Source organism: Marivirga tractuosa (assembly GCF_042140215.1).
GTDB lineage: Bacteria > Bacteroidota > Bacteroidia > Cytophagales > Cyclobacteriaceae > Marivirga > Marivirga tractuosa_A.
This window is the reverse complement of the sequence record NZ_CP159478.1, coordinates 1,932,230-1,944,554: the sequence shown is the minus strand read 5'-3', so window position 1 is coordinate 1,944,554 and position 12,325 is coordinate 1,932,230. Positions and strand designations below refer to the sequence as shown.

Genomic DNA, 12,325 nt, shown 5'->3' with positions numbered 1-12,325 from the left:
AATTAGCGCTAAAATCGTTGTACCTACATGGAAAATTCAGGAATCAATAAAATAGAAAAATTAAGCTTCCCTTGGCAAACACAAGACCCCTTTTTGTTTTGTGTTCATCATGAGGATTTTTTCCCAAAAGGAAACAAAGAGTTGGAACCTGCCGCTTCTTTAGAGGGTAGAATGATAGGACAAGATTTCACCATTAAAGATGGTTGGAGAATGTATCACGGAAGTAAAGTACCAGGTTTCCCAGCACACCCACATTGTGGATTTGAGACAGTTACAGCCGTAAGAAAAGGTTTGGTTGACCATTCTGATTCATTAGGTGCTGCAGGAAGGTTTGGTAACGGAGATGTGCAATGGATGACTGCTGGAAAAGGAGTACAACACTCAGAAATGTTTCCATTATTAAAAGAGAATGAGGAAAACCCACTAGAGCTTTTTCAGATTTGGTTAAATTTACCAAGAGACAGTAAAAAGGTTGATCCTCACTTTGCCATGCTTTGGAAAGATACTATTCCAGTTTACAAACATGAAGACGTAAATGGAAAATCAACTGAGATCGAAGTAATGGCAGGTAAAGTAGGTGATGAATCAGCTCCAAAACCAGCACCAGATTCATGGGCAGCTAATCCTGATAATGAAGTGGCAATTTGGCATATTAAAATGGAACCTAATGCAGAGTTCACATTACCAACAAGCGAAAATAAAATCAATAGAAATATATATTTCTTCCAAGGAAAAGATTTTAAATTAAATGACACTGACTTACCACATTATCACGGTGCCTATATTGATGCCAGAGCAGAAATCACATTAAAAAATGGTGATGAGGAAGCAAGATTATTATTATTGCAAGGTAAACCAATTAACGAACCTGTAGTTCAACATGGACCGTTTGTATTGAATTACCCTGCAGAAGTCAGAGAAACCATAATGGAATTTCAAAAAACTGAATTCGGGGGTTGGCCATGGCCTTCATACGAAAATGTTCATGAGAAAAGCAGAGGGAGATTTGCTATTCATGCAGACGGAAGAGAAGAGATTAAAGATTGATTCATGCAAGAAGAATTTTTAGAAAGTATTTATAAAGAACATCAAAATGCAATGGGCTGTCCTTCACCAGACAGCATCATTTCCTTTTATGAAGCTTTGTTGGGTTTTATTTTTCCTGATTATGGTAATGAAAAAATTTCCAGTAAAGCTGAATTAGAAAAAAGATACATAGAGCTAAAAAATGAATGGCATGATCTTTTAGAAAAGAGATGTAAAAATCTTCAGAAAGAATATCCAGGTGAAGAAGGAGTACTTTTCAATGATTTAATAAAAATCAAAATTGCATTAGAAAAAGATATAAGTGCTATCTATGAAGGCGACCCTGCAGCAAAAAGTAGATTGGAGGTAGTGAAGACTTATCCTGGATTTAAGGCTATTGCTGCATACAGAATCGCACACTGTATCTACAATGCTGGATATGTATTAATAGCACGCATAATAAGTGAACATGCTCATAGCAGAACTGGTGTTGACATCCATCCTGCAGCTAATATTGGATCGCATTTCTGCATTGACCACGGGACAGGAATTGTAATTGGAGAAACGACTGATATAGGTGATTATGTGAAAATCTATCAGGGGGTTACCTTAGGTGCAACCAGCGTCAGAAAAGAAAATGCCAGCCAAAAGAGACATCCTACAATTGGAAATTATGTCGTGATTTATGCAAATGTCACAATTCTAGGCGGAAAAACATTCATTGGTGACCATTGTATAATTGGCGGAAACAGTTGGATAACCAAAAGCCTGGAGCCTCATTCAAGACTTTATTATGATTCAGAAAATAAGCATTTACATAAAAGTAGCCTAAAATAATATGTTTGTAGAAGATTTAGTAGGCAATACGCCTATAGTGGAACTTAAAAATATTCCAACCAATAAAAAAGTAAAAATTTACTGCAAGCTTGAGGGGCAAAATCCTGGAGGTAGCGTAAAAGATCGTGCTGCTTTAGGAATGATTGGGGCTGCTTTGGAAAGAGGAGATATAAAAGCAGGAGATAAACTTGTCGAGGCCACTAGTGGGAACACAGGTATTGCTTTAGCCATGATTGCCAAATTAAAAGGTTTGCATATGACCTTAATTATGCCTGAAAACTCCACTGCTGAAAGAATTCAATCTATGGAGGCTTATGGAGCAGAAGTTATCTTGACCAAAGCTGAAGGCACTATAGAATATTCAAGGACTGTAGCTGAAGAAATGGCAGCAACAGGTGAATATTATATGCTCAATCAATTTGGCAACCCCGATAATTACAAACAGCATTACAAAACCACAGGCCCTGAAATTTGGAACGATACAAAGGGTGAAATCACACATTTTGTTTCGGCTATGGGGACAACTGGTACTATCATGGGCGTTTCTCGATATTTAAAAGAGCAAAACCCTTCTATTCAAATCGTGGGCACTCAGCCTACTGATGGCTCTAGAATTCCTGGAATCAGAAGATGGTCACCAGAGTTTTTACCCAAAATATTTGAAGCTGAAAGGGTGGATAGAACTATCGATATAAGCGAAGAAAATGCTACCAAGATGACCCAAAGAATGGCAAAGGAAGAAGGAATATTAGCTGGAATGAGCAGTGGTGGTGCTTTATACGCAGCACTGCAAATCGCTCAGGAAATAGAATCAGGCGTGATCGTATGCATAACTTGTGATCGAGGAGATAGATATTTGAGTTCTGATTTGTTTAAATCTTAAACTCTACATTTTTCACCATAAGTCCCGAAGCAGCAGCATTCAATTTATCAAAACTGGGTAGATTTCCTTGCAAAGCATTTTCCAAATCTTGCAAGGAAATTTCATTTCGCCCTATTCTGATCAATGCTCCCATCATCAAGCGGATTTGGTAGCGCATAAACCCCTTTCCCTTTACTTTAAAAACAAAACTTTCTTTAGGGAAGAAACTGGCTGTTAATTCGGTATTCTCTTCTATTCTACTCTCTTTAATATTGCGAACTGTGTCTTTATTTTTAGATTCACCTACCATGAAATATTTAAAATCATGCTCTCCTTCAAAGAGTTTTGCTGCTTCTTTCATTTTAGATAAATCCAAAGGAAATTGAATACAATTCATGAAGGGAGATGCAAAGGGGTATTTTTCTTCAACTGATGCAAAATAATAATGATAGGTTTTCAAGCTTACATCCTGAATAACATTGAATTGACTGTTGACTTTTTTTATATCAATTACTTTAATATCAGCAGGTAAGTTTTCATCTAACTCTTTTTGAAAAGCTTCCATTTCTAATTCGTGATTAACGAATAATTCAAAATAGGCAGATTGAGCTGATACCATTGCATCTGTACGTCCAGCTCCCAAAATCTTGAATTTCTCATCTTTAAAAAGGAAAGTGAATGTTTTTTCAAGCATCCCTTGGAGTGTTTTCAATCCATGCTGGAATTGCCAACCGTGGTAGCGAAAACCTAGATACTGAATCTCTATTAAATAGAAGTAATCGAAACGAGAAGCCATTGGTTTTTATTTACAAACTTCAGCATTCACTTCGCTATGTCCTCTGTTAGCTTTGCAATTCCAGGCTTTTTTGACATCCATCACTTGCCATATGCTTCCGCCTAGTTTTAATTCGATTCGATAATATTGGTCATTTACCGAATCATCCTGTAAATTCTTCTTTTCAATCATGACAACTGCATGGGTAATCAACTCATTCCCAGACTTACTTTTAGCTAGAACTTTCACCTCTGGACTAATCATTTGTTGTCCAGCTACTCTTATAGCAATAGTAATCGGACTGTAAGCCCAACTCAAGCGCATAGTGGTGGCTTTCTCTATTGATTTATTGATTTCTTCTATTTCTATATTTTCCCCTTTTTCAAAAACTTGCTTTTCTAATTCCCAAAGGGGGTCATTTGTCTCATTATTTTGAGCTTTTTGATCACAAGAATTAAAGAAAAATGGTAATAAAATCAATATCAGAATTGTACGCATAGTTTGGTTTAATAAAATATCTTCAATTTTAAGGATTTCTTTTCGCCTTCCAAAAGGAATTTTGCTTCCTTGTATTTTGGAGCACTGAAAGTATTGACCGCATCATTGCTTGCACCATAACCTTCTTCTGGTGCACCTACAAAATTGGTATCCATTTCTTCATTATCATTCTCATCATGAAGAAATACTACGGCATATTCACCTTGAGGCAAATCCTCAATGGTTATTGTATGAGTCTTTTGCGTTACCTTGACTTTTTTGTTTGCAATGGCTTTACCCTCATTATCAGGATAATCATTTGCATTATCAAATACGGAGATCAAAACATGTCCCTTAGTATTTCTAAACTCTCCTATTTCTAATTCAAGAGTAGAAGATGAAGGCGGTGCAAAAAATGAAAATAGAATAATTAAATATTGACTTAAAATCATGATTAAGGTTTTATTGTTAATAACAGCTTGTCCATGTCAATGTTTACTTTACCAAAACGTTCTAAAACGTCCATACTAATTAACATTGACCTTGAGATGTCTTCCGAAATAACGGCTTCAAGGCTGGTTAATTGTCCTTCGCCCAATGCTAAAGAATTAAGATTAAATATATGAGGTGGTTCAAAAGCTTTCTTTTCATCAATAAATTGATAGTAATTGCCTTCTTTCCATTCTTTATAACCTAATGTTTTGGTTTGAATCAGTGTTTTAGCAATATCTTTTGAAACAATTACTTCTGTTGAAGTTTTCTCCAATCCAACATAAATCTTTAATACATCATTAACCATTACTGGAATTTCAACTGAACCTGAATCACTTAATTGGATAGGAATAGAGATCACCTCTCTTTTAAAAGCATAATCCATAATGACTTTATCCATATCAGTAGGTTCTTTGGCTTCTTCAGGATAAGTCATTTTAAATTCATCAATTGACCAATCTGACCAATACAGTATAAACTTTTTGTTACCAAAGACTATCTTAACATCCTCCAAATTAGGTTTAGTAGGTTTTCCAGCATTCCATCTGCCTTCATACATTTCCTCAGATTTTGCAATCATTCCTTTCAGATCGCCATACACCCAATTATCTAGCCCTCCTTCAAGATAAACTAATTTATAAACATCTTCCTCTTTTGCTAAAGCCACTGAGTAAGATCTGCTATTTCCTGAAAGAGAATAAACTCCTTCTATGGATTCACGACCAATAGTAGTCCATTTTTGCTTTAAGCTATCTAATTCAAATTGAGCTTGGCTTATAAAAGAGAATAGAAAGAGGTATAAAATAAAAGATAATTGCTTCATGGGTTCATTATATAATTTTAAGATTAGTTCAAATATAGACTCAATTAAGCGAATTAGAAAATATGATTATTAACACGAAAAATTCACTTGATTTTTTCATCCGAATGACGGATAATTTTAAAAATATGATTGCTAAATAATAAATTGGGAGATTCAAATAAAAACATGAATTTCAAAACACACATATTTGAACTTTAAGGATTTAATAATTTATCGGAGTTAATCAACTGAAGATCAGTTATTTTAAATTGATTAGCATCATTTATTATAACCTTTTCATAAATAATACGGCTTAAAATGCATTTGTGGAAAAACTAATACTGTAGGCTAGGCAAAATGCTCTAAACTTATCATTTCTTTTCGCCAATCATAAAAACTGTGGAATCAAATCAATTATGTTATGTAATTTTTCTTAGTTTTGTCTCCATTCACAAAAAAATTGACTGATTGAACTATAAGCTTTATGCAAGAAGTAAATAATTTCCTGATTTTTATTGATAGTTTTATAGGGAGTGCCACTTGGTTTCCATACGCCCTTTTAGGTACGGGTTTATTTTTCACTATCTATTTAAAATTCCCGCAAATACGATTTTTCAAACATGCGCTGAAAATAGTTAGTGGGAAATTTGATAGAAAAGATTTACCTGGAGACACTTCTCATTTTCAAGCATTAGCCACTGCATTATCAGGAACAGTAGGAACTGGAAATATTGCTGGTGTTGCATTCGCTATTCACTTAGGAGGTCCTGCCGCTTTATTTTGGATGTTAGTAACTGCGGCTATTGGTATGTGTACCAAATTCGTGGAAGTATCGCTTTCACATAAATACAGAACCAAATTGAGTGATGGTACTATGGCAGGTGGGCCAATGTACTACATGAAAAATGCTAACTTCAAATTCAATGGCAAAAAAGTAAACCTTAAATGGTTGGCCGCTATCTTTGCTTTTGCAACCGTTTTATCCTCTTTCGGAACTGGAAGCTTACCCCAAATTAATAGTATTTCAAGTACTTTATTAGCCACTTTTGGTATTGATCAGGTGATTACAGGAGCAGTTTTGGCTGTTTGTTTGGCTTTAGTAATCATTGGAGGTATTAAAAGAATTGCGGCAGTTACTTCGAAATTGGTTCCAGGTATGGCAATCATTTATTTTATAGGTGCATTTGCAGTAATCCTTTTTAATTACGAAAACATCATTCCTTCTCTTATTGCAATTTTTGGTGATGTATTTACTGGATCTGCTGCAACTGGTGGTTTTATTGGTGCTAACATTGCTTATGCATTTAATAGAGGTGTAAATAGAGGCTTGTTTTCCAATGAAGCTGGCCAGGGTTCTGCTCCAATCGCTCACGCATCTGCAAAAGCTAATGAGCCACTTTCAGAAGGTATGGTGGCTATCTTAGAACCATTTATCGATACTATTATAATCTGTACGGTTACAGGATTAGTGCTTCTTTCATCAGGAGCGTGGAACGAAAAGCACGTCAACAATTTTGAATATTCAGAAATTGAAATTTTAGAGAAGCAATATGTTGAATCTAATGAAGACCATAAAAATAAAATTTATCTTCATATTAATGATGAGGAAAAATTACCTACTTATACTGGCAAAATAGAAGTTGTTGATGGTGAAATCCAAAATAATGAGAATTTCACTTTTATTCATAGTAGAAGTTTTGCTGATAACATTATGGTTTATAAGGATGAAGACTTATTAACTGATGAATTATTTACAGGTTCAATAGCCATTAAGGGTGGTAAAGTTTCCGATGAAAGAGATATTAAATTCATAGGAGAATCATTGGTTCATAGTGCACCTTTAACTGCTTTAGCATTTAATAGAGGATTTTTTGGAGACTATGGTCAATATATTGTTTCTATTGGTTTATTATTATTTGCATTTAGTACGGCCATCAGCTGGTCATACTATGGAGATAGAGCCATGACTTATTTATTCGGGCCTAAATCAGTTATTTATTACAGAATAGTATATGTAGTGGCATTCTTCTTTGCTGCTTTCCAGGACACTACAATCATCTGGACACTATCTGCTATCACCATTGCCTTGATGACTATACCAAACTTAATAGGTATACTCTGGCTAAGAAAAGACATGAAGAAAACGATTGGTGAATATGGTGATTTCTTTGAGGAGAACTTTCCTGGTCAAGATCATCCTAAGTTTAAGTAAGTTGAAAGATTTTAGAGGAAATATTAAAGGCTGTCCTTTTTGGGGCAGCCTTTTTTATAGATCTTCCATAAAATCAATATTTAGTGATGAAGTTTATATTAGAATACTTTGTAGAAATTTTTGCCTCCTGAAGACATGATGAAATCAGCTTTAGTTAAGAGCCTGGTTAAAAAAGCATTGCTTTCATCTTCCATTTGGTGACTTCCTTGATAAACAATTTCATCTTCTTGACCTAAAACAACTATAATTTCAGTATTCTCACATTCTAATACACCTGCCTCTCTCATTTCAGATTCAAATTGATTAAAGTCAGCTTCTGTTTCTAATAAGTTGATCATTTCAGCATCCGAAAAAAACGGATTATTGTGCGGTTCAGTTGAACTCGCAAAGGCAGTTACAGTAATTGCTAATCCCATTATTAATGTTAAAACAATCATTTTGGCGGTGGTCTTAATAGTTTTCATTTTTTTAGATTTTTTGTTAAAATTTTGTTTTGTTATTGTTTCTATAGCTAAGACGCTGCCAAAAATTGAATAGTTGCAGATATGCGTTTAAATGAAATAGGACGGGTTTTTAATTCTTCAAAATAATAAATATGTTCATTTCCGTACACATAAAATCCCAAGTGCGGACATCTATCTTACATATTGATTAAGGTTACTCATCACAGAACCATAATATCCACGGCCAAATAAATTCAAATGAACCAATAAGGGATAAATATTATAAAGTGATATTCTTTCTTGAAATTCAGGCTCCAAAGGAAAGTGGTGATTGTAGCTTTCATAAAACTTGACATCAAAGCCTCCGAATAGATGAGTAAAAGCAATATCCGTTTCTCTGAAATTGAAATGGACGGAAGGGTCAATCAAATATGGAGTATCCTTCTCTCCTATCATAAAATTACCACTCCATAAATCACCATGTACTAAAGAAGGACTTGTAGCGGGCAGAATTTCATTAAGTTTTTTAAATAGTTTTTCAAACTGATTGATTTCTTCAACTGAAAAATAGTGTTGTTTTTCAGCTAATTTAATTTGAGGCCTTAATCTCTGATGAATAAAAAAATCAATAAAATCAGTAGTCCTTTCATTGCTTTGATATAGACTACCGATAAAATTACTTTGGTGCCAACCGTAATGTTGCGCTGGCTTTTTATGCATTTCTGCCAAGTGTTCTCCAAAATTCTCCCATGACTTTGGCGTTTTTAAACCTCCTTTAATATAAGGCAAAATCAATACTTCATAATTATCAATTTTTTCAAAGGCTATTACTTCTGGTGTGGCAATACAATTCAATTTGGCTATTGCATTGAGTCCATCTACCTCTTTTGCAATTATGCCTTCAACTTCATCATTGTACTTTATAAAAAACTCTTTCCCATCTATCGAGTATCGATAAGCATCATGAATACTACCTCCACCCACAGGAGAAAATTGAGTTATTTCTTTTTGAAGAAATGAATTCAAAAAATGTTTAATCGATTCTGGAATCATAAATAAGGCTTTATTACTATGATTAATTACTCAAATTAATTTACTTACAAATGAGTTAAGAAGTCGCTAAAAAAATGCGTAATTCACACAAATTTTAAACATATAGACCACACTTTAATTTCTTAAGTTAAAGTTTCTAAAATTAAAACAAAATGAAAATATCAATGATAGTGGCAAAGGCAAATGACAATGCCATTGGAAAAGACAATGACATGATTTGGCACTTGCCAGATGATTTAAAATATTTTAAAGACAAGACTAGAAACCATCATATCTTGATGGGGAGAAAAAACTTTGATTCTCTAGGCGAGAAATATCAGCCTTTACCCAAAAGAGTGAACATCGTCATCACCCGAAATAAAGATTGGGAGCATAATGGCGTAAAAGTATTTCATGACATTAAAGATGGAATTGAATTTGCCAAATCCAATAATGAAGAGGAGTTGTTTATAATAGGAGGTGGTCAAATCTATAAACAAGGTTTAAAATATGCGGATAGGATGTATATCACAGAGGTTAATGCAGAATTCCCCGATGCAGAAGCTTATTTTCCCGAATTTGACAAATCAGACTGGAAAGAATTAAGTAGAGAACACCACCCTAAGGATGATAGGCATGCTTTTGAATTTGACTATGTAGTGTATGACCGCAAATAGCTTTTTTCCCTAGCTTAAAATTCGTTCCCTTTGTAAAAGAATTTACTTATAACTATATTTATTAACTTATGTAATTACATCATAATAATTTTATAGTTTATTTTTTTTAACAAAAGAGCATGTCCAACCAAATCCAGATATCCTTAGATGAATTCATGGAATTAAGTCTGGATATCCTATGTACTATTGATAAGAAAGGTTATTTCATTTCAGTAAGCAAAGCAAGCAAAAAAATATGGGGCTATGAACCCCAAGAATTAGAAGGCAAATTATTTTTGGATTTTGTAGCCCCACAGGATTTCAAAAAGACTGCTAATATCCACCAAGAAATAAAAAGTGGAAAAGAAGTTGCTTTTTTTGAAAACCACTTTGTTCATAAAAAAGGATTTTCAGTGCCAATAGTTTGGTCTGCTAAATATGACAAGAAAAAGGAATTACTCTATTGTGTTGCAAAAGAATCTACTTCAATTAAAAATAAGGAAAGTGAACGTGAAAAAATTCTTAAATCCTCTCATGCGTTAATTAATGGGACGCAAAACCTTATCTGGAGCATAGACAAAGATTACAATTTATTGGCAAGTAATCAGGCCATGACAAAGCGCTTTATGGATGATTTAGGTTTTGATCTACAAGTAGGCCAAAATATGCTTCAAATCCCCATATTGCCTGCTGATTATATTGATAGATGGAAAGCTTTATATGATGAATGTTTTAAAGGAAATGAAATAAATATAGAAATCCCTCCATCAGAAAATGACCATCTTAAACCAGCTTGGATTCAAGCCAACCTAACTCCTATCTATGATAATGAAAAGATAATCGGATTAGTTTGCCATAGTACCGACATTACTGAGAAAAAATTAATTGAACTTGAACTCAATAAACAAAAAGAACTTGTTGAAAATATACTAGAACACATCCCGATGGGGGTAGCTGTAAATGAAATCAGTTCTGGTAAACTTGCCTTAATGAATAGCGAATTTAGCTCCGTTTACGGTTGGCCAGAAAGCAAATTAACCGATGTGAGCTCTTTTTTTAACAATGTATATAGTGATCCCGAATATCGAAAAGAAATCAAGGAACGAATATTTGCTGATATCGAAAGTGGGGATTTAGAAAGGATGAAGTGGAGTGAATTAAAAATTCAAACAGAAGATGGAAGAAACAAGTATGTAGATGCCAAAAACATTCCAGTTATTGAGCAAGACCTCATGATCTCCACCGTGATAGATGTTACAGATAAAGTTTTGAACAGAAGAGGTATAGTTGAAACATTGGAAGAAAAGAAAAATATACTGGAAAGCATTACAGATGCTTTTTATGCTTTAGATAAGGACTATAATTTCACTTATGTAAATAAAAGTGCCCTTAAAACCATGAGGAAAGATCAAAACGACCTCATAGGAAAAAATGCTTTTGAAGCATTCCCACAGCTTAAAAAATCAGTTTTTAAAAATTATTTAGATGAAGTAAAAAGGACTGGTAAACCAGCTCAATTTGAATTTTATTATGAATTTTATGATCTATGGTTTGATGAAAGTATCTACCCAAGCGAAGATGGATTTTCAGTATATTATAAAGATATAACCAAAAGGAAAATAATCACCCAAGCCTTAGAGGAAGCTTATGAAAAAGAAAGTGAAATATTAGAAAGTATATCTGATGCGTTTTTGGCAGTGGACAAAGATTATAACTTCATCTACTTTAACAAAAAGGCGGAAAAATTATTGAATATAAAAAAGGAAGATGCAATAGGTAAAAATAAATGGGATTTGTTTCGCTATGCAAAAGGGACCATAGCAGAAGAAGAATATGATAAAGCCTTAAAATATAATGAGACCAGAACCTTCGATTTTTATAATGAACCCTTGGAGAAATGGTTTAATATCAGAAGTTATCCCTCAAAGAGAGGCCTCTCCATCTATTTCAGGGATATAACTTTAGAGAAAAAACAGCAGGAGGAATTGGAGAAATTAAATCAAGAACTTCAAGAATACACACAAAAGCTGGAGAACAGCAATAAAGAACTAGAACAATTTGCCTATATAGCTTCCCACGATTTGCAAGAACCCTTGAGAATGGTGTCCAGCTTTATGACCCAATTAAAGAATAAATATGAAAGTCAATTAGATGACAAAGCCCAAACTTACATCAATTTTGCGGTAGATGGTGCTCATAGAATGCGACAAATTATCATAGATTTATTGGAATACTCTAGAGCAGGGAGCCAAAAAGAAGAACTTCAAAAGTTAGATTTAAATGAAGAATTAGCAGAAGTATTGAGCTTGCTTCATTCTAGTTTGAATATCAAAAATGTTGATTTAGATATAGTTGAATTACCTGAAATATATTATTCCAGAACTGCCATAAGGCAACTTTTCCACAACTTAATTGGCAATGCCATTAAGTATTCTTCAAATGATAGCAAGCCAAAAATTGAGATTGGTTTGAAAGAATCTAAACATGACTACCAATTTAAAATAGCGGATAATGGAATAGGGATAGACCCGAAGCATCAAGATAAAATATTCCAGATATTTCAAAGACTGCATTCCAAATCTGAATATACTGGGACTGGATTAGGCTTAGCAATTTGTAAAAAGATAGTAGAAAAATACGGAGGTACTATTTGGGTAGGGTCTCAATTTGGAAAAGGAAGTAATTTTTATTTTACTATCCCAAAGAAATAA

At 33.8% G+C, this 12,325-nt stretch carries 12 protein-coding genes; 6 read left to right on the top strand and 6 right to left on the bottom strand.

The genetic code is table 11. From position 1 onward, the window contains the following. Positions 1-27: 27 nt before the first annotated feature. From ABWH96_RS08935 to cysM, 3 genes are read left to right on the top strand one after another with little or no spacing between them, the layout of a single operon-like run. A complete protein-coding gene (locus ABWH96_RS08935) occupies positions 28-1,047 on the top strand; it encodes a pirin family protein (protein ID WP_375581110.1) in 1,020 nt (339 codons plus the stop codon). A 3-nt stretch (positions 1,048-1,050) separates the two neighbouring features. After that, positions 1,051-1,863: a serine O-acetyltransferase EpsC gene (gene epsC / locus ABWH96_RS08930; RefSeq protein ID WP_375581109.1), complete on the top strand. Its 813-nt coding sequence runs from the start codon at positions 1,051-1,053 to the stop codon at positions 1,861-1,863. A 1-nt stretch (position 1,864) separates the two neighbouring features. Next, complete coding sequence (gene cysM, locus ABWH96_RS08925; RefSeq protein WP_375581108.1) at positions 1,865-2,746, top strand: cysteine synthase CysM; 882 nt, start codon at positions 1,865-1,867, stop codon at positions 2,744-2,746. Here cysM and truA read toward each other — a convergent pair. Genes truA through ABWH96_RS08905 form a run of 4 tightly spaced genes read right to left on the bottom strand, consistent with a single transcriptional unit; the run spans position 2,736 to position 5,292 of the window. Beyond that, positions 2,736-3,521 (bottom strand): tRNA pseudouridine(38-40) synthase TruA, encoded by a 786-nt coding sequence (gene truA / locus ABWH96_RS08920; RefSeq protein ID WP_375581107.1) that lies wholly within the window; start codon positions 3,519-3,521, stop codon positions 2,736-2,738. The genes cysM and truA overlap by 11 nt on opposite strands. A 6-nt stretch (positions 3,522-3,527) precedes the next feature. Further along, the gene (locus ABWH96_RS08915) at positions 3,528-3,998 is read right to left on the bottom strand and encodes a hypothetical protein (RefSeq protein WP_375581106.1); all 471 of its coding nucleotides are present in this window, start codon (positions 3,996-3,998) and stop codon (positions 3,528-3,530) included. An 8-nt stretch (positions 3,999-4,006) separates the two neighbouring features. Beyond that, positions 4,007-4,429: a DUF2141 domain-containing protein gene (locus tag ABWH96_RS08910; RefSeq protein WP_375581105.1), complete on the bottom strand. Its 423-nt coding sequence runs from the start codon at positions 4,427-4,429 to the stop codon at positions 4,007-4,009. 2 nt (positions 4,430-4,431) lie between these two features. After that, positions 4,432-5,292: a hypothetical protein gene (locus ABWH96_RS08905; RefSeq protein WP_375581104.1), complete on the bottom strand. Its 861-nt coding sequence runs from the start codon at positions 5,290-5,292 to the stop codon at positions 4,432-4,434. Positions 5,293-5,755: 463 nt separating this feature from the next. Here ABWH96_RS08905 and ABWH96_RS08900 point away from each other — a divergent pair, with 463 nt between their 5' ends. Next, positions 5,756-7,483 carry an alanine/glycine:cation symporter family protein gene (locus tag ABWH96_RS08900; RefSeq protein ID WP_375581103.1) on the top strand — a complete coding sequence of 576 codons (1,728 nt, stop codon included), beginning with the start codon at positions 5,756-5,758 and terminating at the stop codon, positions 7,481-7,483. Between the two features lie 98 nt (positions 7,484-7,581). Here the strand turns inward: ABWH96_RS08900 and ABWH96_RS08895 are convergent, their stop codons facing one another. Continuing rightward, positions 7,582-7,947, bottom strand: coding sequence for a hypothetical protein (locus ABWH96_RS08895; RefSeq protein ID WP_375581102.1), 366 nt, complete (start codon positions 7,945-7,947; stop codon positions 7,582-7,584). Positions 7,948-8,118: 171 nt separating this feature from the next. Beyond that, the gene (locus ABWH96_RS08890; RefSeq protein WP_375581101.1) at positions 8,119-8,979 is read right to left on the bottom strand and encodes a fructosamine kinase family protein; all 861 of its coding nucleotides are present in this window, start codon (positions 8,977-8,979) and stop codon (positions 8,119-8,121) included. 152 nt (positions 8,980-9,131) lie between these two features. Here ABWH96_RS08890 and ABWH96_RS08885 point away from each other — a divergent pair, with 152 nt between their 5' ends. Both ABWH96_RS08885 and ABWH96_RS08880 read left to right on the top strand, forming a co-directional pair. After that, positions 9,132-9,635 (top strand): dihydrofolate reductase, encoded by a 504-nt coding sequence (locus ABWH96_RS08885; RefSeq protein ID WP_375581100.1) that lies wholly within the window; start codon positions 9,132-9,134, stop codon positions 9,633-9,635. 119 nt (positions 9,636-9,754) lie between these two features. Further along, positions 9,755-12,325 carry a PAS domain S-box protein gene (locus ABWH96_RS08880; RefSeq protein WP_375581099.1) on the top strand — a complete coding sequence of 857 codons (2,571 nt, stop codon included), beginning with the start codon at positions 9,755-9,757 and terminating at the stop codon, positions 12,323-12,325.